The sequence below is a fragment of the Bacillota bacterium genome, assembly GCA_013178125.1.
Taxonomy (GTDB): domain Bacteria; phylum Bacillota; class SHA-98; order Ch115; family JABLXJ01; genus JABLXL01.
This window is the reverse complement of the sequence record JABLXJ010000008.1, coordinates 114458-139307: the sequence shown is the minus strand read 5'-3', so window position 1 is coordinate 139307 and position 24850 is coordinate 114458. Positions and strand designations below refer to the sequence as shown.

Here is a 24850-nt window from a genome sequence, read left to right as displayed (position 1 = left end):
ACACAGCCCACCTCTGACACTCTCAATCACTCCAGACGCTTGCCCTAGCTCTAACGGAACCAACGCACGGCAAGTGGATAGCCAAAGAAGTAATTTTGCGACTCTTTCCATGCCATCTGTTTCTAGCACAGACTCCCAGCTAGCTGCCGCATTCCATATAGTGGGGCCTCATATCATAAGTCCAGTACCAGTATTCATCCTCTTGACTACAAGAATTAACAATGCTACTATATAAATGAAGCGCTTCATTGAAAAGGGATGGAAGGGAAAAAGATGCCTACGATCTACGATATAGCAAGAGCAGCTAAAGTATCGGTGGGGACAGTATCCAATGTGATCAATGGCAAACCTTCCGTACGCCCCGAACTGTGTCGTCGGGTAGAGATGGCCATGCAGAACCTCGGCTACGTTCCCAACCACGCCGCTCGCACTTTGGCCAGGGGAAGCAATAACTCAATCGGGGTATTGTACCCCTTTGATCCAGATAATCACCCTGGAGAAAGCTATCTTGAGTTTATATCTCAGGTCATAATATGCGCGAGAAAACGGGGGTATTACGTAACACTATACCCGAATCAAGAATCACAATCGAGGATTACCGGAATAGAACAAGTAGTTGAAGGCGGCCAGGTGGACGGGTTCCTGGTTTTTGAAGTAGAAATGATTGACCCGCGGATCCCGGTCCTCAAGAGCCGCGAAGTCCCCTTTGTTTTGGTAGGCCGTTGCGCTAATAATGATGGCCTCGCCTACGTCGATGCGGACGTAGAGCAAATTATCCGTGAAGCGGTTCAGCACCTGTTTGGTAGGGGATGCCGGCGTATAGCCCATCTGGGCCGAAGATCTTCGGTAGCTGTTGATCTTCGCATTTATCAGGAGTTGATCAAGAATTGCCAGCAAGCAGGGTTGGATATCGATCATTCTCTCTGTGTGTGGAGCACAGGCAAACAAAATGAGCGGAGACGGGCTATTAGATATCTAATCAGCCGTCATCAAGAATTTGACGGGATTCTCATCAGTGAAGGCACGACCCGTTTCCAGTTTGTCCAGGAAGCTTTACAGGCGGGGATTAATATCCCTGACGAAGTAGCTGTCATTGGCTATATGGGGGGAGATTTGGATGAAATGAGCCAGCCAGGAATCACCGCTTTTGATGTACAGTCCGACCTTATTGTGGAGAAAGCAGTCACTATGTTATTGGATATGTGTACAGGGGACAGCAGTGGCAGCCAAACGCTGATTCCCGGCATACTTATACCCCGAAATACTACCGAAACGAGGGGGAACCCTAGTGAAACTAAGCATCAAGCCGGAGCCTGACTTCAATCGGATTCGTAGATCCCTCACCTTAGAGGGGCGGTCCGATCGCCCACCCTTGGGGGAATTTCTTATTGCCAAAGAAATCAAAGAATTGGTAATTGAACATCCCTTGCAGACTGCGGCAGATGAAGTGGAGTTTTGGGTAAAAGCCGGATATGATTACGTACATGTTCGGCCGGATTACAGATTCGATGCCATTGACCATAGAGATGCTTCTATTGAAAGCGTAGGAGTACTGCGAACTTGGGAGGATCTGAGAGAAAGGAACTGGCCTTGGCGCACCGAGCTGGACAACGTCGACTATTCTCTTTTGATTGATGTAAAGAAACACCTTCCACAGGACATGAAGATCATCCTGTCTACCGGCGACATTTTCACAAAAGCATGGACCCATATGGGGTATACCCATTTCTGCCTTTCCCTATATGAACAACCGGAGCTTGTGGCCGAGCTCATGCAACAGCTGGGGCACGCCGTCTATGAGGTTAATAGGAGAGCGGTTGAACTTGCGGGTGAGGCGGTCGGTGCCATTTGGTATACCGATGATATCGCGTTCGGATCTGGTTTATTGGTCAACCCCGAATTTCTGCGGGGTCATCTGTTCCCTTGGATGAAAAAGATCTCTGTCCTGGCGAAACAACTAGGGGTGCCATTCCTGTACCATACCGATGGCAATTTGTGGGAGGTCTTTGATGATTTCGTCGATATCGGTGTGTCAGCAATTCATCCCCTAGAACCCAAATCTATGGATGCAGAGGAGGTGAAAGCCAAGAGGGGGCATCAATTCTGTCTTATCGGTAATATCGATGTAGACCTGTTGAGTCGTGGGACCCCGGAACAGGTACGGCTGCTGGTGCGAGATCGTATCGAAAAGCTAGGTTACAATGGAGGTTACTGTGTCGGCTCCAGCAATACCGTACCGGATTACGTGAATCCGTTGAACTTTAAAGCTATGGTGGAGGCAGCTTTTGAAGGTTACTGAGGGGTCAGAAGCAACACGTCACAAAAAAGGGTGCACAACTGGTGCACAACAAAAGGAGGAGAAATCAAAGTGCTGAACCGCAGGTTCGTAGTTATAGGGGCAGTGATGCTGCTGCTAGTATTTGCTTTAGGAAGTATTTCTGCCGCAGCTGAACAGGTTACCCTTCGGTTTTTGAGTCACAACTACAAACCCTGGAATGATCTGCTGAGAAAACAAGCCACGGAATTTGAGAAGCTGCATCCCAACGTCAAAATCGAGTACACTACAGTAAATCATGAGGATTTATACACCAAACTGATGACCTCGCTGGTTGCTGGAACCGCTCCTGACATCATCGGCGTTCACGGCCCGTGGATGGCGGAGCTGGTGAAAAGTGGCTGGCTTGACCCAGCTCCCACACCGGTGGTTGAAGATATCCGGCAGAATACCGTGGCAGTTGCCGGCCAGAGTGCAGAGTATAATGGTAAGATCTATGGGTACATTCAGCACATTGGTATCCCCACGCCCATTGTCAATGTGGACCTCTATGAGCAGGCCGGCTTGGAGCTCCCTACGACATACGAAGAGTTGCTGGCAGCAAACAAGAAGTTGGATAAATACGATGCGAACGGGCGGTTAGTCCAGGCTGGAACTACACTGATGGCAACCAAAGAAGGTTATTGGAACGTCATCCACTGGAGCACTATTGTAAGAGCCTTTGGCAGCCAGTACATCTCCAAAGATGGCACCAAAGCAGCATTCAATACTCCCCCGGGCTTGGAAGCTACCAAGGTTTACGCGAAACTCACACATGCCAACTTCATGAATGCTCCTGACGCCTTTACCTTGGGCAAGTCAGCTATGATGTGGGGCGGCCCCTGGGATAGAGCCTTTTTCAGGCAGAACAATCCCCGTCTCAAGTTTAAGGCTATTCCACCCCTAAAGGGCCCTGCCCGTCAAGTGACTTCTATGTATGCTTGGTTCTGGGTGGTAAATGCCGCTTCGTCCCCCGCCCAGAAGGAATGGGCCTGGAAATTCCTCCAGTACCTCTCAAACGACGAGAAATACCTCGAGATGGCAAACAAGATTGGGTTCATCAGCTTCCGAAAGGCAAACTACAGTAATGAAGAATATGTGAGCGACCCTTGGATCAGAGCTTTTGGGAAAGCCCTGGAAGTTGCAGAGGTTTACTACGCCAAAATCCCGGGCTGGGCAAAGGTCGACACAGCCATGGCAGAGGAATTGGAACGGATGGTTGTAGGCGAGCAGTCTCCGGAGAAAGCTCTGGCTAAAGCTGAAAAACGTATCAATGCGATATTAGCTGAACTCAGATAGAGCCGACATGTTTGAATGTTTGAGGCCGAGAGATCGAATCTTCGATTTCTCGGCCTTCAAAGGAGGCGTTACAGCGCAATGGTCACTCGGATCATGAGCCGTAAAGACAGGGTCAAACGCAGGTTTTCAGCGGGCAGAGCCAAACAGTTGCGGTTTATTGTCATCGGTCTCTTTCCGGTGATGACTTATTTTCTTATTTTCTCCGTGTATCCTGTAACCTCCGCTTTTTATATTAGCCTTCACCGCTGGGGCCTTTTAGAAAAGGAAAAGCCGTTTTTCGGCATGGGAAATTACTTGTGGGCGTTCAATGACCCCGTTTTTTGGGTCTCGGTAAAGAACACCATATATTTCGCCTTTTTTTACGTTCTTCTTGGTATTGTTTTCGGGCTGCTGTTGGCCCTCTTTGTCAATAGCCTGAGGGACCCTTTTAAGAGCCTCATGCGAGGGGTAATCTTCATGCCTGTAGTCACCTCTATGGTGGCGGTGGCTTTGATGTTTGTTTGGCTCTACCAGCCCACGTTCGGCGTGCTTAATTACGTCCTGGGCTTTATCGGCCTGGGGCCTTACGAATGGTTAAACTCATCCTCCCAGGCTATGCCTTCTATTATTATCATGAGTGTCTGGAAGAGCGTAGGTTACACTATGGTGCTATTCTTAGCAGGGCTCACCACTATCCCCGGCGAGTTTTACGAAGCCGCCAGGGTTGACGGCGCTTCCCAGTGGAGGACACTACTTCATATCACCATCCCGTTACTTAAACCGACTACGTTATTCGTATTGGTCACAGGTATGATCGGGGCGTTTCAAGTTTTTACCCAGATTTACGTCATGACCCAGGGTGGACCGGGTACAGCCACCCGAACGCTGGTAATGCATATCTACGAAACGGGCTTCAAATTCTTTGAAATGGGCAGAGCCTCGGCTTTGGCCTTTATCCTTTTTGCCCTGGTTTTGGTCGCAACAATTCTACAACTCAAATACTTTAAGCCGGATTTTGAGTACTGACAAATCCACGTACACGAAGCGGTAAATAAACCCATGGTAATAGGGAGGAATAGGGAGGAGATCAACTTGTACACCCAGCTCAAACTCCTCAAGAATCTTGCCAAGGCAGTGTTCTGCGCCCTTGTCGCAAGCATAATGCTGGCACCTTTTATTTGGATGGTTTCCACCTCCTTCAAGTATAACTGGGATGCCATTTCATTTCCCCCGCGCTTTTTGCCGACGGAGTTTGCCGGGTTTACGGCCTATGCTCGAGTTTTAAGTGAAATCCCCTTCTTCAGCTTCCTCTGGAACAGCCTGATCGTCGCTACCACTATCACCTTGGGTACCTTATTCACCAGTTCTCTGGCAGGTTACATTTTCGGCAAGTTTGATTTCTGGGGTAGGAATATTTTGTTTCTGGGCATCTTAGCCACAATGATGGTGCCTTTCGAGGTTATCTTAATTCCAGTATACATCATAGTAAGAGACTTAGGGATGCTAAACAGTCTAACGGCACTGATCATCCCCCGGTTGGTCAGTGCCTATGGGATTTTTCTGATGCGGCAGTTCATGATGGGGATCCCGACAGCCCTGGTCGACGCAGCCCGTATCGACGGGTGCTCGGAATTTGGGATTTACAGTCGTATAGTGCTTCCTTTATCTAAGCCGGCTTTATCCGCCCTGGGAATCTTTATCTTTATGTTCAGCTGGGATGACTTCCTCTGGCCCGTATTGGTGATTGACGATATGGCCAAGCGGACTTTGCCTTTGGGGCTGGCGCTTTTCCGCCAGACTTTTGGAACGCTGGATTGGAACGTGATTATGGCAGGTACACTACTGTCGATATTGCCCGTGCTAATCGTCTTCTTCGCAGCCCAGAAGAATTTCATCGAAGGCATTACCTTGAGCGGCCTGAAGGGCTGAGACTGCGTAAGAGAGCGGCGGCCGCTACCCCTCTAGACCCCATAGTGACGCTGTTTGTGGCGAATTTGCTCAAGTTGCCGCTGCTGCCTGGTGATGGGGAGAACTCTGCCATACCTTGCCCGAGCGGATACGGTGAAGATTGGAGGATCAATAGCAATGTATAAGCGAGATTGGGGTGAAGCAAAGGAGCGATTTATAGCATGGTGGAACCATTCCAGCATAGGTAGGCCCATGCTCAGAATTATAGCGCGGCGTAGCCATCCGATGGAGCCTATTGAACCGGTGCAACCGCCTAAAGACCCTGAAGCGCTACACCTTGATCCAGAGCGGCTTGTAAAGGAGATGCGTAACTTTTGCCGTACCCATATATTCATGGCGGAAGCATTCCCTTCTGTGGACCTTAACATCGGTCCGGGTTCTATGGCCACATACCTCGGGTCGGAGCCTAATTTCGCATGGGATACAGTATGGTACACACCATGTGTGAGAGAAAACTGGCGCCGACACGGGCCGCTGAAATACGATGTTGACAATCATTGGTGGAAGCGTCATGTAGAGTCGGTGAAGCGAGCAAAGGAGCTAGCGGATAAAGATATGTTGGTCAATATCCCGGATATTGTCGAAAATGTCGACATCTTAGCTGCTATGCGGGGGCCACAGGAGTTTTGTTTTGACCTCGTGGATGAGCCGGAGTTGGTGAAAGATTACATACATCAGATAGACGAACTATATTTCCGATATTATGATGTCTTTTACGATATCGTGGCAGATGATGATGGCAGCAGCAGCTATACAGCGTTTTCCATATGGGGGCCGGGGAAAACGGCCAAACTGCAATGTGATTTCTCGGCACTGATGTCGCCAAAGCAGTTCAGGGAGTTTGTGCAGCCATCATTGCGCAAACAATGCAAGAGGCTGGATTACTCACTCTATCACCTCGACGGGCCGGACGCTATTAAGCATCTGGACGCATTGATGGAGATAGACGAATTGGATGCGCTGCAATGGACGCCGGGGGCCGGTAAGCCCGATGGAGGCAGCGAGCTCTGGTATCCCATATATGATAAGGCTAAATCTGCGGGGAAATCGCTTTGGATAGGTATATCGGACGGGACTGTTGAAGATTGGATCGAGAAGGCCACAAAGCTGGTCAACCGCTACGGCTCTGATGGTTTGTATCTGTTATTCCCAGTAATGGAGGAAACGGACGCTGAAGCGCTGATGTCGAACTTCTGTTAACCCCCGCGTGGGCCCGGCGAATTAGGCCGGGCCTAATTGCCTCCCTTCCTTCCGAGCTCAGGTATCTTTGGGTATGCGCCTTACCGACCGCTCGTATCCTGCGCATCATGAACATGAAAACGAGAAGCCCGAGGGGTCTATCTTTATAGACGGACTAGCTTCACGAGCCGCAAAGCATCCAGGGCTTCGTCATAGGCCGGGAATTGCGTCCCTTCTTTGGTTGCTGCTACAGTAGCTGCGGCCACCGCAAACCTTGCAGTGTATTCCCAGGACCACCCGCGCTGCAGCGCCAGCAGGATGGAGGCCACCATCGTATCCCCGCATCCCGCGGTGCTCTTCGGCTCCACCGGCCCTCCGGCTCTGGCCCAGCATATCTCATTTTCCCTGGCGTTCCCCCTGACGAAGATCGCGCCCTCCGCCCCGAGCGAGATCACGACGACTGAGAGGCCCTTCCCCAGCAAGTCGGTTGCGGCCTCTACGATCTCGCCAGCCGAGGGGAAGGCCTTCCCAAATAGCATCTCCATCTCGAACCTGTTAGGCTTGATCATAAAAGGCCTCGCCTCGATGCCGAGCCTGAGGGCTGAGCCGTCACAATCGAGGATGGTCTTGACACCGTGCTTATTGAGCAGTGCCACGAGGTCAGAATAGAAGTCATCAGGAACCCCGGGAGGGCGGCTGCCTGATAGCACGGCGAATTCGAATTCCTTGTCCGCGGCGGCGGATAGTATGGTCTCCTTCAGCCTCTCGATATCGCCGTCCGAAACGAGAGGACCGGGTTCGTTTATCTCGGTCATCCTGCCGGTCTTATCCTCGACAACCTTGGTATTGGTCCTCGTGTCGCCTGAAACCCAAGTGAACCTGGTCGAAATGCCAAGGGCCTTGATGCCCTCCTCGAGCTCCCTGCCCGGGTCTCCGCCGAGGAAACCGAATGCTATGGAGTCCATCCCGAGGCATTTCAAGGCGCGCGATACATTTACTCCCTTGCCGCTCGGGTCCCGTCGGACCAGCCTGACGCGGTGAAGCTTCCCGGGCACCAGCTCATCTACGAATACCGTCCTGTCTATCGATGGATTCGGCGTAATTGTAGCTATCACTGCTGCGACTCTCCCCGTTTCCGTTCCCTGGCTCAACCTCTTGTGTTTAACCTATGGTATTCAACCTGGACTCGAGCTCCTTCAGTTTAGCCTCTAATTGAGTTTCGATAGAATAGCTGATCTCCCTGGTAGCAGGGTAGATAGACTTATAGATCGAATAGGCGGAATCATAGATGGGCTGCAGGTCGCCGTCGGGCTCCACCTGCCCGAGCTCGCGGTAGGTATTCCTCACCGCATCGGCCTCGTCCTTGTAGATGCCGGACCCTATACCCGCAAGGAGCGCTGCGCCGAGGGCCACGGCCTCGGGATTTCCGGGCAGCTTTACGGGACGCCCAAGAACGGTCGCCTTTGTCTCGAGCCAGAATCTATTCTTGGCCCCACCGCCTATCGCCCGGATCTCCTGGACGCCCGAGCCCATCGCCGCCTCCAGGGCCTGGAGGCCTGACCGGAGCTCGAGGCAGAGGCCCTCGATTGTGGCCCGTGTGATGTCCGCCAGCGAATGATGGGTCCTGAGCCCCAGGAAGACCCCTCGCGACATGGGATCGCGCCTTGGCGGACCGCTCCCCCTGAGGTGCGGGAGGAAGAATAATCCCCTGGCGCAGGGCGTGCTCTCCCGGGCCAGGCTCTCTATTATCCGATACACATCTTTTACCTCACGTGTCTCAGTCTCACGGCCGCCGTGCGCCGCACCAGCATGGGAACCGTGGGGGGCGCCAGCATTGCTGCTGCCAGAGCTATTGGCTATAAACGTTCGCGCGAGCCACTCGATCGATGCCCCTGCGCTGAGGGTGCCACCCATAATGTAATATTTATCCCTGACCACGTGGTGTCCCACGCCGAAACCCATCTTGTGAACCTCAGGCGAGAGCCTCGGCGCATCAGTGACCCCGAGGAGGCTCTCTGCCGTGCCTATGGAATCCAGCACCAGGCCCGTGCCGATGATCCCGGCGGCCAGCGCGCCGCAGAGGTGGTCATGCCCTCCGGCAAATACGGGGATCCCCTCCGGGAGCCCTGTCATGCGGGCAGCTTCACGGGTTACCCTCCCTACGAGCGTGCCTGAATCTACGGCGGGCGGCATGAGCGTTATGGGAAGCCCCGCATGGCTAAGAAATTCCTCCGACCAGGCCTGCTTTCGCTGGTCGAACAGCATAGTCCGGGAGGCGAGGGAGAGATCCATCGCCATCTCCCCTGTGAGCCGGTAGTTTATGTAATCAGAGGTGCATAGCCACCTGGTCGCCTTGTTATAAGCATCGGGGTGGTTATTCTTTATCCACATGATCTTGGTTACCGAATACATCGGGTCGGCGTTGAGCCCCGTAACGGCGAAGATGTCCTCCGGGCCGACCGTCTCGCGCCACCAGTTGCTCTCCGCCACAGTCCGCAGGTCATACCAGGCGATGATCGGATAGAGCCACTGGCCGTGGGCATCCAGCAGGACGCCGGCCTCGGCGACGCTCGCCACTGCGAGGCCTTCTATCTTCCGCGCATCATCCAGGCCGCCCATCTCTGAGACCGCCTCCGCTATCGTGGCTGCGACAGCATGCCAGAGTTCATCCGGGTTTTGGTCGACTTTGCCGTCGGGGAAGGCTATCGAAGGGGTATTCCGTATCGATCGAGAGATCTCATTCCCCTTTTCGTCGAATACGATTGCCTTGAGATGCGTGGTGCCGACATCGACTCCCAGGAGATAATGCATAAGGCACTCTTCCTTTCGAGCGTGATCAGGGATTGTGTGCTACTTTATATTCTGGGCTCTGGCCGCCAATTCCTCCAGATATCCATGAAAAATCTTGACGTTTTGCAGATGAGGTTTGCGGATGAAGGATAAAATACGGGATGATAAAATATGGTATCCATGATATAATAAAGCTGCAGGGGATCGAGAGACGGCTTTCTTGAATCGAGTCGCGTAGGGGAGGGTTGCCCTATTCTACCCGATTTCGTGCATAAGTTTTTTTGGGACGTAGACCCCAAGAGGATAAACCCTGATAGGGACTATTTCTTTGTGATCGAGCGGCTTTTGGAAGACGGAGACGACCGGTCAATAAGATGGGTTATGTCCTATTACAGTGATAATCAAAGGTTGGAGGTCATTCGCGCAAGCAGGCGCCTTTCGAGAAAGACCGCTCGTCTCTGGCAGAATTATTATGGCCTGGCAGAGGAAGAGGTTAGATGTTTGTCAACGTATTACCGGAGAATGGAGAGTCCGTTTTGGCCTCATTAAAGAGCAACAATCTCACGTCACGTTTTTATATAGCCGGCGGCACGGCTGCAGCGTTGCAGTTGGGCCATAGGCTATCTTACGATTTCGACTTTTTTTCAAGGGAAGAATTTGATCCAGTCACTCTGATACAGAGGCTAGCCTCACTGGGTAGCTTCAGCTTGACGGGCGAAGCATGGTGTACCGTGCATGGAATACTGGACGGAGTCAGGGTCAGTTTTATGACTTATAAGTACCCGCTGCTTTTCCCCGTGAAAAGGTTTAAAGGGATAGATATAGCTGATCTCAGGGACATCGCGCTTATGAAGATTACGGCTATATCGAGCCGGGGTAGTAAGAAGGACTTCATCGATTTATATGTGATCTGTAAAGAGGTCATCCCCGTTAATGAGCTTTTGAAACTTCTCGAGGATAAATACAAAGGGACCGGATACAGCCTTTATCATATAATCAGGAGCCTTGCCTTTTTTGATGACGCCGAAAGGGATGTGGACCCGATCACCTTGACCCGGATAACTTGGACTGAGGTTAAAGAGTATTTTACAAGGCTCCAGAAGGAGCTCCTTGCAAGCTATTGAAATGCTCTTTAAACAAAAAAACCTCGCCGATTATGTGCGGTTGGAGGCTTAAAACTGCTGGCTGGGGCGGGAGGATTCGAACCTCCGCATGCAGGATCCAAAGTCCCGTGCCTTACCGCTTGGCTACGCCCCAACAGTATACCATCTTCCCCGGATACCTTTCTGGATAGCCTGATGAAGTCCTAATAACTCCTGATGGAGCCCTAGTAACTATAGATAAATATAGCAGAGGCATGGATTGTTGTCAATATGCGCGGTCCTGGATAATATCCAGGACTTGGTTGACGCTACCGCCTGGGCCATGGTAGAATAAGGCTAGGTTAGCTGAAGCCGGTTCCTTGATTTCGAATCTTGAATAGCAATGAATAATGTAATGCAGTATCTGGATAGGTTTTATACAGCTGTCGAGGATCTCTTTTTGCGCCTTGCGGTGGAGTTTATGGGTATCCCCAGTAAATTTCACTTGGATCGATGTTACTTACCATGTGGAAGATTCGAGGAAGAAGGGATGAATGCGTATGGCCTATCTAATGGGGCTCGACATCGGCACGTCAGGCGTAAAGACTCTTATCTGCGATCCATCCGGCAAGACGATTGGAAAGGCCTTTGAGGAATACCCTCTCTACAGTCCGAAACCTGGCTGGGCGGAGCAGAACCCGCAGGACTGGTGGGAGGCAACGGTGAGGTCCATTCAAAAGGCGCTGGCCTCATCCGGGATAGCCGGCCAGGATGTGAAGGGCATAGGACTTTCTGGGCAGATGCACAGCTCCGTATTTTTAGACGAGAACAATAACGTCCTGCACCCCGCGCTCCTTTGGTGTGACGTCAGGACAGCGGAGGAGTGTCGCTGGATTACTGATACAATTGGCCGGGACAAGCTGATCGAGTATACATGTAATCCGGCCCTCGAAGGCTTTACGGCTCCCAAGATAATCTGGCTCCGTAAGCACAAGCCGGAGGTATTCGCCAAGGTCAAGAAGGTGGTTCTTCCCAAGGATTACATACGTTACAAGCTGACAGGCGAGCTCGTCACCGAGATTTCGGACGCGGCCGGGACCCTGCTGTTTGACGTAGCCAGGAGGGACTGGTCCCGCGAGGTCCTCGAGGGGCTGGGGCTGCCCCTTGATATAGTGCCAAGGTGGTGCGAGTCGCCGGACGTGTGCGGCTACGTGACACGCGAGGTGGCGGAGAAGACGGGCCTTGCGGCCGGGACGCCCATGGTGGGCGGCGGGGCGGACAACACCTGCGGCGCCGTCGGCGCAGGCATTGTGAGGACCGGGCGCGCTCTATCGAGCATCGGCTCCTCAGGTGTGATCGTGGCGCAGGTTGATGAGGTCAAACGAGACCCCCTGGGGCGGGTGCATACGTTTAACCACTCAGTCCCGCACAAGTGGTACCTCATGGGTGTAATGCTCTCGGCCGGCATGTCGCTCAAGTGGTTCAGAGATTCCCTGGCGCAGGTGGAGAAGGAGGTCGAGAGGGCTTCCGGTATCGACGCCTATGATTTGATCGGGCGCGCAGCCGGGCGCATCCCGCCTGGATCTGAAGGCCTCGTCTTCCTTCCATATCTTACAGGTGAGCGCACGCCCCATGCGGATGCTAACGCGCGTGGTGTATTCTTTGGCTTGAGCCTGCGTCACGGGAAGGCCCATATGGCCCGTGCGGTAATGGAGGGTGTCGTGTTCGGGCTCAGGGACTCTCTCGAAATTATAAAGGGCCTCGGCATCGAGGTAAAACAGCTCAGGGCCATCGGCGGGGGCGCAAAGAGCCCGCTGTGGCGGCAGATGCAGGCCGATATAATGAATGTCGAGGTTGTTACGATAAACGTGGACGAAGGACCCGCCTTTGGAGCGGCGCTGCTTGCTGGGGTCGGGGTCGGCGTTTACCGGAGCGTGGAGGAGGCGGCCGAGAGCACGGTCAGCATCATGAGCCACACCGAGCCGGATGTGGCGAATGTGAAGGTATATGACGGGTATTACAGGCTCTATACCTCGCTTTATCCCGCCCTCCAAGAGGCATTCCGGCAGGGCGCGGCGCTTGCAAGGTAGCTGCAAGATAGCTATAGGATAGCTGCAAGATAGCTACACCTTAGGGGGATGATAAATAAGGGTAGACCCCGTGCGCTGGCGCAGCGCCAAGAAGAATAAGAGGGATCAAATCTCTAGAAGGGATCGAATTTCTAGTTGGAGATAATTGGGTTATTCCCGGAGGAGACCCTCATGCCGCGCTGCGGCGCCACAGGTAATGAAAATATTGCCTGGGAATAGCTGGGCAGTTTTTAGGTAGTAACAGTAGGTGGATAGCGAGGTGGAGGCCATGGTGGAAGCAGGGTTGGAGCTAAAAGTAGTCAAGATCGATAAGCCAGAAGACATGAATATGATTCTCGGGCAGGCCCACTTCATAAAGACCGTCGAGGATATCTATGAGGCGATGGCGACGTCGGGCCCGGGGATCAAGTTTGGCGTGGCGTTTTGCGAATCTTCGGGCCCGCGGCTCGTGCGGTATGCGGGGAACGACGAGCGCCTCGTCGAGCTTGCACGGAACAACGCCTTGAAACTGGCGGCGGGGCACAGCTTCATCATCCTCATGGAGAATGCCTACCCAATCAACGTGCTCAACGCCATCAAGCAGGTGCCCGAGGTATGCGGCATCTATTGCGCAACCGCGAATCCTGTTGAGGTGATCATCGCCGAGACGAAGCAGGGGCGCGGGATTCTGGGCGTCATCGACGGGCTGGTGTCCGCAGGGATTGAGGGCGCGGAGGATATAGCCGCGCGGAAGAAGCTCCTCAGGACTATAGGATATAAGCTTTAAGAGATCTAGAAGCTCTGCGCCGGACGTGCTACTGATACGTCGGGGCTGCAAAGAAACTTGGCAGGATGACTCACCTCTTGCCAAGGAATTTGGCAGGCTAACCCCTGTACGCGGCAAAACTGCCAAGAATCTTGGCACCTTTACGCGCGACCTGCCAAAATTCTTGGCACTTTCACCTTTGGCCGGGGCAAACTGCCAAGAATATTGGCAGGATGAGCGGGTAACTGCCCAGAATCTTGGCATCTTCACGTGCAGCCTGCCAAGAAAGCTGCCAATTTCACTTTTGACCGGGGAAGACTGCCAAGAATCTTGGCACTTTGCACGGCACCTGTTACGCTCCCGCCTGGGCCTCTTCCTGCACTTGCTCTCGCTTCTTGAAGAAGTCCATGGCCACCTCGGGGAAGAGCACGTAAGAGAGTAGGTCCTCCTGGCTTTGCATGTAGTCCCCCAGCTCAGCCTCTGCCTTTTCGAGCTGTGGCTCGAGAAGGTCCGCGGGCCGGCACGTGACGACTTCCTCGTCGCCTATGATCATCCGCCTGATATCATCATTTATCGGGGCTGGCGGCGTCCCGTAGAGGCCTTTGACATAGTCGCGGATTTCTTTTGACTTTATCGCATACCTCTTCCCCGTAGCGATGTTCAGGACAGCCTGCGTCCCGACGATCTGGCTCATGGGCGTTACGAGGGGCGGGTAGCCCATCTCCTCGCGCACCCGCGGGACCTCGTCGAGAACGGCGGGGAGCTTATCCAGCATGCCCTGCGCCTTCAGCTGCGCCCTGAGATTCGAGAGCATCCCGCCGGGTATCTGCCAGATGAGCCCTTCAGGGTTAACGGCTACAGGGGCAGCCACCTTTGCGTATTTTTCCTTTGCGCCCTTGAAATAGGAGTTTATCGAGCTGATGAGGCTGAGATCCAGCTCTGTATCGTAAGGCGTCCCCTGCAGGGTCGCAACCATCGTTTCCGTAGCCGGTTGGGAACTCCCGAGCGCGAGCGCGGACAGGGCGGTATCTATGCCATCGGCGCCCGCCTCGATTCCCTTGAGGTAGGCCATGGCGGCCAGGCCATTGGTATAGTGGCTGTGAAGGTGAACCGGGAGGGCGATCTCCTCCTTGAGGCGCTTCACGAGCTCATAGGCTGCATATGGAGTGAGGAGCCCGGCCATATCCTTGATACATATAGAATCAGCGCCCATGTCCCTCAGGGCTCTTGCTATCTTCACATAGAGGTCCAGGTTGTGCACCGGGCTCGTAGTGTAGACGACAGACGCCTGGGCGTGCCCTCCTTCACGCTTGGTGGCCTCGATGGCTACCTGCATGTTGCGCACGTCGTTGAGCGCATCGAATATACGCATGATGTCTATCCCGTTAGCGATGGAGAGCTTTATGAATTCCCGCACCACATCATCTGGATACTGGCGGTAGCCGAGCAGGTTCTGCCCGCGGAGAAGCATCTGAAGCGGCGTGTTCTTGATTCGTTCCTTCAGCTTACGGAGGCGGACCCAAGGGTCCTCGTCGAGATACCTGAGGCAGGAGTCGAAGGTAGCCCCACCCCAGACCTCCAGGGAATAATACCCCACTTTATCAATCTCGTCGGCCACTGCGAGCATATCCTCGGTGCGCATCCTGGTGGCCAGGAGGGACTGGTGCGCGTCCCGGAAGATCGTATCGGTGACCTTTATCCGCCTCTTTGGCGCCGGCGTCTCTTGCAGCGCAGCGGCGCTGCCGGCCTTGCTTTCTTTGAGTGCATGGTTTCTGACTTCGTCAGCGCTCATGATATCCCCTCTCAATCCCCTTTCGATTCAATTCTTCCTTAATCCGAAATCCGATATTACCCGAGGGCGGCAAGCAGGACGCCGGCTGCGATCGCCGAGCCTATAACCCCTGCCACATTTGGCCCCATCGCGTGCATCAGCAGGAAGTTCTCCGGATTGGCCTCCTGGCCCACCTTTTGTGAGACCCTGGCGGCCATTGGAACGGCCGAGACGCCCGCCGAGCCTATCAAGGGGTTCACCTTGCCCCCGGTTAGCTTATACATGATCTTGCCGAAAATGACCCCGCCTGCGGTGCTTGCGGCGAAGGCCAGGAGGCCTAGGATAACAATGCTGATGGTCCGGAAGGTCAGGAATGTGGCCGCATTTGCTGTGGCGCCCACGGTCAAGCCAATGAATATCGTCACGATGTTTATCAGCTCGTTCTGGGCGGTCTTGGTCAGCCGGTCCACAACGCCGCTCTCGCGCATAAGATTGCCAAGCATGAGCGCACCTATTAGAGCCCCGGCGGACGGGACAATCAAGATTCCAAGGACGGTGACAACTATGGGGAAGATGATCCTCTCGGCCTTAGATACCGTTCTTAGCTGTGCCATCATTGTCTTGCGCTCTTCCGGGGTCGTCAGGGCCTTCATTATTGGAGGCTGGATAATTGGGACGAGAGCCATATAAGAGTAGGCTGCTATCGCGATGGGCCCAAGCAAGTGGGGCGCCAGCTTGGATGTGAGATATATCGCCGTCGGCCCATCGGCCCCGCCGATTATGCCGATCGAGGCAGCCTCCTTCAGGGTGAAATTGAGACCTATAGCACCCAGGAAGGTGGTGAATATGCCAATTTGCGCTGCCGCCCCGAGGAGTATGCTAAACGGGTTTGCAATCAGCGGCCCGAAATCCGTGAGCGCCCCGACCCCCAGGAAGATGAGGGGCGGGTATATGCCGAGCTTGACCCCCTGGTAAAGGTTGTATAGCAACCCGCCCTTCTCCATTAAATTGGCGAGCGGGAGGTTAGCGAGCATGACCCCGAACCCGATCGGGACCAGGAGCAGCGGCTCGTACCCCTTTTTTATGGCCAGGTAGAGCAGGACAAATGATACAAGAATCATCAGGGCCTCGCCAGGGGTGATATTGACGAAACCCGTGCTCCTTATGAACTCCAACATTCGAGTTAGCACCTTGAACTATGCCCCCTTAAGGACGTTTATTGCTATTGCCATTACTATATATAGATCGGGATATAGATCGGGGGACCGATCTACTGAATTCTACCTTAATTATTTTTCCCGCGTTTTCCCACTGCTCACGGTTGATAACCATCAGTGTTTATAACCATCAGTCAAGTTCGATAACCATCAACGTCTGCCCGATCTCTACGGTGTTTCCGGACGACACGACGATTTCGCGAACAACCCCGTCTGCCGGCGCAGCAATCTCGTTTTCGAGTTTGAGAGCCTCGAGGGTCAGAACGATCTGCCCCGCCTTAACCCTGTCCCCTTCTTTGACGTTGACCTTGAGGATGGTTCCACCAAGAGGGGCGGTGATCGTCTTGGAATTGGGGGCATGCCCCTCGCGGGTGGGCTTGGGCTGTACGGCTTTGGGCTTCGGCGCCGGTGCCGGTGTCGCCACGGCGACGGGCTTCTTCGCAACAGGCTCTGCAGCCGCCTCTTCCTCGCGGTATTCTTCAACTTCTACGTCATACTCGTTTCCGCCGACCACTACTTTAAATTTTCTCATAAAACGACCATCTTGCCTTTCTAATAAAAAATATAATGGGGTAACCCCTTTAGATAGATAACCTCTTCGGGTGCCCCTGGTAATCGCTATATGTTATTTGTCGCTCAGTGACTATCACTTTGGTAACCATTGTAAACCCTCAACCACCAGCAAGTTGACCATTGGCGATTCAAATTAGCCATTGGCCACTATTGACTATCGTCCAGCTATCGTTCTCAAATTGTGAACTCATGTACAATGTTTTCGAAAGGATATCCTTAAGAGAACATCCTATGCTATAGCACGGTCCTCTTTCTCCTCCGCTGCGCTCGCGTCCGCGGGCCGTATGGTGACGCGCTTCGGGTTGACTCCTGCGGCAATAAGGCTCGCAGTAATCGCCGCTATTATCTCCCCGGCCAGACCCTCATATACCTGAGCCTCTTCTCGGCCACCCTCGGCAGGCTCAAGCTGAGCCATGCCCTGCTCCTGCTCGAGAGGGGCGTTTTCGGGGCCGAAGAGCCTCTCGAGGAGCTTTATGCAGAACGCGAGGACCAATAGGCCAGCGAAAACTGTGACCATTCCTACCACTGTAATCCCAAGCGCTTCAGTAAAGCCATTCATAAAGAAACACCCCCTTTGTAGCATCCAATCTTGTCGTAGTCGAGTGAGTGAGACTTCTAGTTAGACCATTATACCGCCAACCCTTGAAGCAATCCATCATTGACATTGATGATCAGGGTTACCACAGGTAGGTGGGCCGGACCCCGGTCAGGTACAATCTTCTTCCGTATTCGTCGCCATATTAGTTTTTCCTTCGGTAGAAGATTTCATCATTTTGAAAGTTGGGGGAATCTAAACTTGATATCTATCGGCGATAGACTCGAGTTAGACTCAAGTGCAGTTATCGAGGAATATAGCTGAGGCCACGTCCCCCATGTTACTTAGTGGGCTGTACACGCGGCCTCATAGCCTCATGCCTTATAATAGAGCGCGAGTTGTATTATCCCCTAATCGCCGCAGCCGTTGTAGCGCTCTACGAAATAAAACCATGAGCTTGTAGGCGTATGGCGGCTCTGATGATTCTCGCCGTAGACTTCTTCGGGGGTCACGGGCCTGGCTGAGCCCAGCAGGCTCGCCTTGAATTGGATATCAGCGTTCATCTCGAGCATAAAAGCGTTCACGCAGGCCTCCTCGAGGGTTTCGCCCACGACCACGATCCCATGTCCACGGAGGAGCAAAGCCTTGTTGGGGCCCAGGTTGCGCGCAAGCTCCTCGCCCTTGGCTTCCGTATCGATCTGGCCCGGGTAATCGAAGATCGGCACCTTCGGCCCGAGCTGCACAGCCCTGGCAAACACTGGGATGATCTCAACACCTGCTATGCCGAACGGCAAGGAGGCGAGGGGATGGGCATGTATCACGGCTCCTACGTCCGGCCTCGCGCGATATATCGCTGTGTGAATAAACCTCTCCCCAGGCGGGCCGAGGCGCCCATCTATGAGATTCCCATTCATGTCAATAGTCACCATATCGCCGGCCGCGACCTTGCTGAGCGTCTTCCCAAGCCTGTGAGCGTGTCCCAGGATTACTATGCTCCCATCGGATTTAACTCTCTGGCTTACGTGCCCCACCATGAGGGTGAGAATCCCGCCATTGGCCAGGACGCGCACCGCCTGGGCCAGATTCTCCTTTATTTGCTGGATATCCTCTGCGACGTCCATCGGAATGCCTCCCCGTATACTTTAGCTCCAGAAGCGATCTGAATTTATTCCGACTTTATCCCCAAATGATGCAATTCAGCCCGACTCAGGGCTGATCAATCTGGGGCGGGTGCCGGTAGAGTAGATGTCATTATAGTCATATATTGGGTCATATTAGTTATTCGGTCAGAGCCCCGGGACTTTCAGGAGCGGCGGGTCAGGGATGTGCTGGAGGGCGATCCCTTTGATAGAGTCCAGCGAGGAAAGCCCCTTCCTCTCCATGAAGTCCTGTATCTCCCTGAGTATCTCGAGCGAAATGTCACCCTTTCTATAGACGGCTGTGCTGATACACGCCGCCGAGGCGCCTACCATAAGGGCCTCAATGATGTCTAGGCCTTTGCCCAAGCCGCCTGAGCATATGAGCGGGGTCTTCGTGATTTTTGCAAGGTAGGCCGTATGCAATATCGTGCTCGGCTTGACGGGCCCCGTGACCGTCGGCATGACAGGTATGCCCTTTTCGAACCTCAGGAGCGTATTCCCCGGGAATTTCGGCTTTCCCGTATCGGTATCTATCACGAGGCAGGGCATGCGCCCGCCTATGAACGCATACGCATCTGGCGGGGCCTTCGCATCCACCTCTTTTATGAATTCGGGTTTGATGATGCTGCCCAGGGTGCACTTCGCCCATACCGGCGCGTTGACAGCGGATTTCACGGCAGATATGACCGAGATGACCCGCTCAGGCGTTTCAGACCAGTACTTGCCGAGGCGGTCATAATCCGGCCCGAGATGGGGGCCTGTGGACGGGCAAACGAGGTTGAGCTCAATGCCATCGGCTCCCGCGCTCTCGAGGGCTCTTGCCATTTCGGCCATCTCCTGTTCAGACTGGCCGCTGAGGCTCGCGATGATTTTACAATCCTCCTGGGCGGCAAGGGGCTTGCACCTGGCTATAGCCTCGCAGACCTTCTCGTAGCCCGGGTTTCGCAGGGCCTCGACCCCGCTCAGCATCCGCTTTTCATTCGGGTCGTACCAGAATATCCTCGGTGGGGGCGCACCTGCGAGCGGCTTCCTCGTGACCGTCTTTGTTATCACGGCCGAGAAGCCGAGCCTTATATATTTTTCTATCCCCGATGCATTCGCGCTGTAGCTTGCTGATGCAAGGACTAGGGGATTCTTGAGCTCAAGCCCCCCGGCTTTTACGGACATATTCATGACTCGCACCTCCGTGGTGTGTCCAATGCCCCGTTTTTATCCCTATTTTTCTGCCGCCGCGTTCTTAAAACGCTTGAAATATATGGAAAGGCGAGCGCGAAAACAATGAGCAGGATAAGGGCTTGAGATATCAGGCTGGAAACGAATATCTTAAAGGAGCCGCCGGATATCAAGAGGGCCCGGTAGAAGTTCTTTTCCGCTATGGGCCCGAGGATCACGGCGAGCATCATCGGGACCACAGGGAATTTGAGCTTCTTCATGATGTATCCCAGCAGTCCGAATATGGAGACCGTGAGAATGTCCCAGATGTTGTTTCTTAGCGCGAAAGCCCCCACATAACAGGTTATCAACACAACCGGCATAACGATGCTTGTTGGGACTATGGTCACCTTCGCCCAGAGATTAGAAAACGGCACTCCTATCGCGAAAAAGAGGATTTGGCCTATCAGCAAGGCCGTAAAGAGCACATAGACAAGGTCGGGGTTGTTCCCGAAGAGATCTTTGCCGGGCGTTATGCCGTACATCATGAGCGCGACCAGGAAGACCGCCGAATCGGAGTTGCCCGGAATGCCGAGGGTGAGGGCGGGGATGAGGGCGCCACCTTGAACAGCATTGTTTGCAGTCTCGGCTGCCACTAATCCTTCCTCGTCACCTGAGCCGAACGTTTCCGGGTGGCTGGAGCTCCTTTTTGCCTCCGTCCAGGCGACCATGTTTGCAGCGGCGGTGCCCACGCCGGGAGCGAAGCCGAAGATAACTCCTATGAGGCAGCTCCGCACCAGCGTTACGACATACTTGAAGGGGATGAGTATACCCTCGAAGGCGCTACCTACCACTTTCCCCGCCTTGGCGACCGTGGCTTCGAGCTCCTCGGCGAAGACGAACGCCTGCGAGACGGCGAAGAGCCCGATTATCACGTCCAGGAAGGGGATGCCATCCTGTAAGTAGAGGGTTCCGAAGTCGTAGCGTATCTCGCCGGAGATCAGGTCATAGCCTATAAGGCTGATGAGAAGGCCGATCCCGGCGCCTATGAGCCCCTTGAGGGCAGCGCCTTCTGTAGTCGTGGCTATGATGCTCATACCGAATATAGCTAGAAGGAAGTACTCCGCAGGCCCGAATCTTAAAGAGAAGCTGGCGAGCAGTGGCGCAAATAGGATCAACACGATGATCCCTACGAGGCCGCCCACCATCGATGACATAGCGGATATCCCGAGGCCGACCCCGCCTCGACCCTTCTCCGACAAGGGGAAGCCATCGAAGCACGTCGCCACGTTGCCGCCGGTCCCCGGGGTATTCAGCAGGATGGCGGTGATGGAGCCGCCCCACAGGACCGCCGACCATGCCGCGATCAGGAACGGTAGCCCTATGGTTTTGGGCAGCGTAAATGTAAATGGAATAAGTAGTGACATGGTCAGGCTGGCACCAATCCCCGGGAGGGCTCCCCCGATGATGCCAATTATGCACCCAAGCAGCATGAACGCTATGCATGCGGGGTTTGCCAGGGTGGAGAGGGCCTGAAGCCATTGCATGGGACCTCACTCCTTTCGGGGTTTTTAGAGATTCAGAAAGGGGTTTTTAATTCGAGAAGGACCTCTATACCGCATATATCGCGTTTATTTATATCTACGCGCTTTAGCGGTAGCGGTCTTATCCTGGCCCAGGTATTAATGGAAAAGTAACTGGAATATCAGCCCACGCGGCAGCGGGACACCGAGGAGCATCCCAAAGACCGCATATAGAAAAAGCGTGGCGCCGATTGGCACAGCGACAAGCACCGGGGTGCGGCGCATCCCGAGAATATATGTGAGGGCCGCTACCAGGACCAGAGAAGCGATAATGAAGCCCAGGAAATGGAGGATCAGGATAAACACAGGTACGGCCAGGAGTGAGTAAATCAACGCCGCCTTATTGGCCCGCGGCATCGGCACCGTCTTTGCGTCCCTGCGATCCATGCGTATGAGCGCCAGGTGTGCCACCAGCATCGCCGCGGTAATAGCTGCGATGATTTGAGGCAGTTCCCTCGTCCTTGGTTGATATCTAAATCCCATAAAGAAGAGCAGGAGGCAGAATGCCAGCAGGACAAGGGGAAATAACCACTCAGCGATGCCGACCCAGGTATAGGTCGCCTTTTTTGACATATCTTCGCCCCCTCGTGTCTTTTACATCAGCTCCAGCCCACTATTATAGGTGTGTAGTTTAGTGTGTGGAGCCCGCTGCGGCCCCGGTGGCGCATCCTGCGCTGGCAACCCTGAGGTCGCAGCGAGGTCGCAGCGGGCTTACCCCTGTTTAGACTGAAGCCGGACAATGAACGGCGATTAATGAACGGCAATTCGCAGGTATGATGCTTTTGATGCTATTTGCTCGTCCCCGCTGCCTTCATCAGCATAGGCAGGACCTTTTGGATGTTCTTATAATCATCCATCGTCGTCCTGTAGAATTCCTCAGCATTAAGCGGTTCGAGGAGCATATCGGTCTTCTCAGCCCATGCCTTGAATTGCGGGTCATTGGATGCCTTGACGATCGCCTCCTCGAGGATTTTGGCCTTCGAGGCCGGGGTCTTAGGAGGCGCCCAGGCGCCGACACCGTAGGGAATTACCACGCCTGGGAACCCCAGCTCCTCCATGGTAGGCACATCAGGACATTCGGGCATCCTCTTGCGCGAGTGGACGGCCACGATCCTCACATCGCCCGTTTTCGCATACCGCAGGGAGCTCGAAAGGGGCATCAAACCGAAGTCCACATGTTTCCCGAGCACTGCGGCGGCAACCTCCGCCGTGCTGTCGAAGGGGATAAACTCAGCATTCAGACCAACGACATCCTTCAACATGACGGCCTGGAGCTGCGACGTGGAGCCGAGGCCCCCTCCACCGGCGGCCGTCAGCTTCCTCTTTTTGGATTCATTCAGGATGTCGTTAAATGTCTTAAATTTCGATGATTTGGCCACTATTATCGATCGATAGTCCCCGCCCACCCACGCTCCGAGGTGGACGAACTCCGACATCTTATATTTCGACTGGGGATAGGTCAGCTCACCGAGCAGCCTGGATGGGAAGGCCGACACCACGATTGTATAACCATCGGCGGGAGCCTGATTAAACATATATTCCATCGCCCGCCGCCCGCCGGCGCCGACCATATTCTCTGGTTGTATATTCACCCCGAGGTACTTCTCTAGGTAAGGGATTATTCCCCTTGCCGCCATATCGACGCTGCCGCCGACATCATGCGTTATAATCATGCGGATGGGCTTGGTCGGAAACTTCTCCTCCTGGGCTGCGGCCACCCCCACGCACAGGGATAGGAACATTATCCCCATCAACAAACCGCTTGCCAGGCGTTTCAAACCCCTATTCATCATGAAACTCCTCACCCCCTGTAAATTATAGTTGCTTCCTTACCTGCAGTTTACTATTACCCGGCTATTACTTATCGATATCTACCCGTCTACCTTTAGTTGCTACCTATAATTTTAATTGTGCCTACCTCTGCGGCGTAATGAACTTCCCATGCCCGGGCTCGCCGATCACCTCCCCGTTCTCCATGACTACCTTGCCTCTCACGATCGTCTGGATGGGCACGCCCTTTACCTCCCATCCCTCGAAAGGAGTCCAGCCGCACTTACTATAAATTCTATCTGTGGTTATTTCCTCCTTTTTATTCATGTCGATGATTACCAGGTCGGCGTCAGAGCCGGGCTGGATGACCCCCTTGCGCGGGTAGAAGCCGAAGACCTTCGCAGGCGTCTCCGAGCAGAGCTTGACGATCCGCTCGACTGTTATCCTGCCCTCGTTCGCCGCCGTGAGGAGCAGCGAGAGATAATGCTGGATATACGGGGCGCCGCCGTGCGCCTTCCACATATCCTGCCAGCCGATCTCCTTCTCCTCTTTCGCGTGAGGCGCGTGATCGGTTGCAAGCAGGACGGTAAACAGGTCCTCCGTGCATGCTCGCCACAGGGCCTCCTGGTCCTTGGGCGGCGTCCACGTCCCCAGCACATAAGGGCCCTTCTCCTGGACGTCCTTCCATGTGACAAAGAGGTGCGGCGGGTTGATCTCAGCCGTCACATTCACGTTATACTGCGTGGCAAGCCTCACCATCTCGACGCCGAGATAGGTGTTGAGGTGCAGGAGGTGCAGCTTGACACCTGTTGACCGCGCCAGGAGGAGGAGCAGGGCGAAGGCCGTGTCGTAGATTATCGAGTCGCCCCATCTCAATGCCTTGGCGTAGTCTCCAGGGCTCGTGAGGCCCTTCTCCCAGAAATACCGTTTCTCGATATGCTCACAGAGCTCCTGGTTGTGAGGGTGAATTGCGACAATCGCGCCGTATTTCTGGCATGCCCTCATAATCTCCATGAGGTGACCGTCGTCGGTTATGCCCAGCTCGGGCATGTGGGGATAACCCCGCTTGGTATCCTTCATCATGAAGACCTTGATACCTATTGCGCCCATGTCCATCAGGTCCTTGATCTGATCCAGGTCATGGGGAGGTCCCGGCCAGTGGTTGAAGTCAACTATTGCCTTCTGCTCGGAGGCCTTGCGGTGCTCCTCGAAGCGCTCGGGCGAATTGGTAGTGGGCTTGGTGTTAGGCATGTCAACGGCGAGGGTGACGCCTCCCGCCGCGGCGGCCCGTGTGCCCGTCTCGAAGTCCTCCTTGTGGGTGAAGCCGGGCTCCCTGAAGTGGGCGTGGGTATCGATCAGGCCCGGGATGACGGACTTCCCGGATGCATCGATGATCTTTTCCGCCTCCCCCTGGAACGTCCCGGGGGCCTGAAGGGAAACGATCTTCTCATCTTTCACTACGATATCGGCCTTGATTGGCCTCGATGGGGTGTAAACATCCCCGCCGGTGATCAGCAGCTGCACTTTTCCGTTCATTGATAAAGACCTCCTTACATAGTCGATGCCAGTAATAGAGATGTGCCATGATAGTGGAGATGAGATGTTTACAGTTATGCTAAGTGCAGGTTCCCTAATTTGTGCCAGTTTACCAGCACGTTCCAGGA

At 54.1% G+C, this 24850-nt stretch carries 21 protein-coding genes and 1 tRNA gene; 9 read left to right on the top strand and 13 right to left on the bottom strand.

Features of this window, described 5'->3' with window-relative positions; genetic code table 11:
* The first annotated feature begins 258 nt into the window (after positions 1-258).
* The 6 genes from HPY71_08865 to HPY71_08840 all read left to right on the top strand — a co-directional run bounded on the left by HPY71_08865 (position 259) and on the right by HPY71_08840 (position 6760).
* Positions 259-1317: a LacI family DNA-binding transcriptional regulator gene (locus HPY71_08865; GenBank protein NPV53622.1), complete on the top strand. Its 1059-nt coding sequence runs from the start codon at positions 259-261 to the stop codon at positions 1315-1317.
* Positions 1289-2299: a nucleoside 2-deoxyribosyltransferase gene (locus HPY71_08860; protein ID NPV53621.1), complete on the top strand. Its 1011-nt coding sequence runs from the start codon at positions 1289-1291 to the stop codon at positions 2297-2299. The genes HPY71_08865 and HPY71_08860 overlap by 29 nt, the downstream gene beginning before the upstream one ends.
* A gap of 69 nt (positions 2300-2368) precedes the next feature.
* The gene (locus tag HPY71_08855) at positions 2369-3613 is read left to right on the top strand and encodes an ABC transporter substrate-binding protein (GenBank protein NPV53620.1); all 1245 of its coding nucleotides are present in this window, start codon (positions 2369-2371) and stop codon (positions 3611-3613) included.
* Positions 3614-3706: 93 nt separating this feature from the next.
* On the top strand, positions 3707-4618 hold the full coding sequence (locus HPY71_08850; protein ID NPV53619.1) for a sugar ABC transporter permease: 912 nt from the start codon (positions 3707-3709) through the stop codon (positions 4616-4618).
* A 135-nt stretch (positions 4619-4753) separates the two neighbouring features.
* Positions 4754-5521, top strand: a complete 768-nt coding sequence (locus HPY71_08845) for a carbohydrate ABC transporter permease (protein ID NPV53618.1) — start codon at positions 4754-4756, stop codon at positions 5519-5521.
* Positions 5522-5677: 156 nt separating this feature from the next.
* Positions 5678-6760: a trimethylamine corrinoid protein 2 gene (locus HPY71_08840; GenBank protein ID NPV53617.1), complete on the top strand. Its 1083-nt coding sequence runs from the start codon at positions 5678-5680 to the stop codon at positions 6758-6760.
* Positions 6761-6903: 143 nt separating this feature from the next.
* On the opposite strand, the gene pfkB is transcribed toward HPY71_08840, so the two are convergent.
* Positions 6904-7854 carry a 1-phosphofructokinase gene (pfkB, locus tag HPY71_08835; protein ID NPV53616.1) on the bottom strand — a complete coding sequence of 317 codons (951 nt, stop codon included), beginning with the start codon at positions 7852-7854 and terminating at the stop codon, positions 6904-6906.
* A 46-nt stretch (positions 7855-7900) separates the two neighbouring features.
* A complete protein-coding gene (locus HPY71_08830) occupies positions 7901-9550 on the bottom strand; it encodes a carbohydrate kinase (GenBank protein ID NPV53615.1) in 1650 nt (549 codons plus the stop codon).
* A gap of 515 nt (positions 9551-10065) precedes the next feature.
* Between HPY71_08830 and HPY71_08825 the strand changes: the two genes are divergently transcribed.
* Positions 10066-10653 (top strand): nucleotidyl transferase AbiEii/AbiGii toxin family protein, encoded by a 588-nt coding sequence (locus HPY71_08825; GenBank protein ID NPV53614.1) that lies wholly within the window; start codon positions 10066-10068, stop codon positions 10651-10653.
* Between the two features lie 58 nt (positions 10654-10711).
* On the opposite strand, the gene HPY71_08820 is transcribed toward HPY71_08825, so the two are convergent.
* A tRNA-Gln gene (locus HPY71_08820) sits at positions 10712-10786 on the bottom strand.
* Between the two features lie 385 nt (positions 10787-11171).
* On the opposite strand from HPY71_08820, the gene xylB reads away from it, so the two are divergent.
* Together xylB and HPY71_08810 are read left to right on the top strand one after the other, a co-directional pair.
* On the top strand, positions 11172-12701 hold the full coding sequence (gene xylB / locus HPY71_08815) for a xylulokinase (GenBank protein NPV53613.1): 1530 nt from the start codon (positions 11172-11174) through the stop codon (positions 12699-12701).
* Positions 12702-12984: 283 nt separating this feature from the next.
* On the top strand, positions 12985-13467 hold the full coding sequence (locus tag HPY71_08810) for a hypothetical protein (GenBank protein ID NPV53612.1): 483 nt from the start codon (positions 12985-12987) through the stop codon (positions 13465-13467).
* A 331-nt stretch (positions 13468-13798) separates the two neighbouring features.
* Here the strand turns inward: HPY71_08810 and HPY71_08805 are convergent, their stop codons facing one another.
* The 10 genes from HPY71_08805 to HPY71_08760 form a co-directional block, all read right to left on the bottom strand.
* A complete protein-coding gene (locus tag HPY71_08805; protein NPV53611.1) occupies positions 13799-15238 on the bottom strand; it encodes an oxaloacetate decarboxylase subunit alpha in 1440 nt (479 codons plus the stop codon).
* A gap of 56 nt (positions 15239-15294) precedes the next feature.
* Positions 15295-16395: a sodium ion-translocating decarboxylase subunit beta gene (locus tag HPY71_08800; protein NPV53610.1), complete on the bottom strand. Its 1101-nt coding sequence runs from the start codon at positions 16393-16395 to the stop codon at positions 15295-15297.
* A gap of 169 nt (positions 16396-16564) precedes the next feature.
* Positions 16565-16966 carry a biotin/lipoyl-binding protein gene (locus HPY71_08795; GenBank protein ID NPV53609.1) on the bottom strand — a complete coding sequence of 134 codons (402 nt, stop codon included), beginning with the start codon at positions 16964-16966 and terminating at the stop codon, positions 16565-16567.
* A gap of 270 nt (positions 16967-17236) precedes the next feature.
* Positions 17237-17566, bottom strand: coding sequence for an OadG family protein (locus tag HPY71_08790; protein ID NPV53608.1), 330 nt, complete (start codon positions 17564-17566; stop codon positions 17237-17239).
* A gap of 386 nt (positions 17567-17952) precedes the next feature.
* Positions 17953-18663, bottom strand: a complete 711-nt coding sequence (locus tag HPY71_08785; protein ID NPV53607.1) for a class II aldolase/adducin family protein — start codon at positions 18661-18663, stop codon at positions 17953-17955.
* 165 nt (positions 18664-18828) lie between these two features.
* Entirely contained in the window at positions 18829-19854 is a 1026-nt protein-coding gene (locus HPY71_08780; protein NPV53606.1) for a hypothetical protein, read from the bottom strand.
* Positions 19851-21380 carry a C4-dicarboxylate ABC transporter permease gene (locus HPY71_08775; GenBank protein ID NPV53605.1) on the bottom strand — a complete coding sequence of 510 codons (1530 nt, stop codon included), beginning with the start codon at positions 21378-21380 and terminating at the stop codon, positions 19851-19853. Before HPY71_08775 ends, HPY71_08780 begins: the two co-directional genes overlap by 4 nt.
* 135 nt (positions 21381-21515) lie before the next feature.
* A complete protein-coding gene (locus HPY71_08770; GenBank protein NPV53604.1) occupies positions 21516-21989 on the bottom strand; it encodes a tripartite tricarboxylate transporter TctB family protein in 474 nt (157 codons plus the stop codon).
* A gap of 215 nt (positions 21990-22204) precedes the next feature.
* Positions 22205-23209: a tripartite tricarboxylate transporter substrate binding protein gene (locus HPY71_08765; GenBank protein ID NPV53603.1), complete on the bottom strand. Its 1005-nt coding sequence runs from the start codon at positions 23207-23209 to the stop codon at positions 22205-22207.
* 121 nt (positions 23210-23330) lie between these two features.
* Positions 23331-24722, bottom strand: a complete 1392-nt coding sequence (locus HPY71_08760; GenBank protein ID NPV53602.1) for a dihydroorotase family protein — start codon at positions 24720-24722, stop codon at positions 23331-23333.
* Positions 24723-24850: the final 128 nt, after the last annotated feature.

Bases quoted from the DNA above. Each gene is read 5' to 3' on its own strand.
- HPY71_08840 (NPV53617.1), top strand. From the start codon at position 5,678: ATGTATAAGCGAGATTGGGGTGAAGCAAAGGAGCGATTTATAGCATGG.
- HPY71_08765 (NPV53603.1), bottom strand. From the start codon at position 23,209: ATGATGAATAGGGGTTTGAAACGCCTGGCAAGCGGTTTGTTGATGGGG.
- HPY71_08780 (NPV53606.1), bottom strand. From the start codon at position 19,854: ATGAATATGTCCGTAAAAGCCGGGGGGCTTGAGCTCAAGAATCCCCTA.
- HPY71_08850 (NPV53619.1), top strand. From the start codon at position 3,707: ATGAGCCGTAAAGACAGGGTCAAACGCAGGTTTTCAGCGGGCAGAGCC.
- HPY71_08800 (NPV53610.1), bottom strand. From the start codon at position 16,395: ATGTTGGAGTTCATAAGGAGCACGGGTTTCGTCAATATCACCCCTGGC.
- HPY71_08795 (NPV53609.1), bottom strand. From the start codon at position 16,966: ATGAGAAAATTTAAAGTAGTGGTCGGCGGAAACGAGTATGACGTAGAA.
- HPY71_08760 (NPV53602.1), bottom strand. From the start codon at position 24,722: ATGAACGGAAAAGTGCAGCTGCTGATCACCGGCGGGGATGTTTACACC.
- HPY71_08775 (NPV53605.1), bottom strand. From the start codon at position 21,380: ATGCAATGGCTTCAGGCCCTCTCCACCCTGGCAAACCCCGCATGCATA.
- xylB (NPV53613.1), top strand. From the start codon at position 11,172: ATGGCCTATCTAATGGGGCTCGACATCGGCACGTCAGGCGTAAAGACT.
- HPY71_08770 (NPV53604.1), bottom strand. From the start codon at position 21,989: ATGTCAAAAAAGGCGACCTATACCTGGGTCGGCATCGCTGAGTGGTTA.
- HPY71_08845 (NPV53618.1), top strand. From the start codon at position 4,754: ATGCTGGCACCTTTTATTTGGATGGTTTCCACCTCCTTCAAGTATAAC.
- HPY71_08865 (NPV53622.1), top strand. From the start codon at position 259: ATGGAAGGGAAAAAGATGCCTACGATCTACGATATAGCAAGAGCAGCT.
- HPY71_08805 (NPV53611.1), bottom strand. From the start codon at position 15,238: ATGAGCGCTGACGAAGTCAGAAACCATGCACTCAAAGAAAGCAAGGCC.
- HPY71_08790 (NPV53608.1), bottom strand. From the start codon at position 17,566: ATGAATGGCTTTACTGAAGCGCTTGGGATTACAGTGGTAGGAATGGTC.
- HPY71_08830 (NPV53615.1), bottom strand. From the start codon at position 9,550: ATGCATTATCTCCTGGGAGTCGATGTCGGCACCACGCATCTCAAGGCA.
- HPY71_08785 (NPV53607.1), bottom strand. From the start codon at position 18,663: ATGGACGTCGCAGAGGATATCCAGCAAATAAAGGAGAATCTGGCCCAG.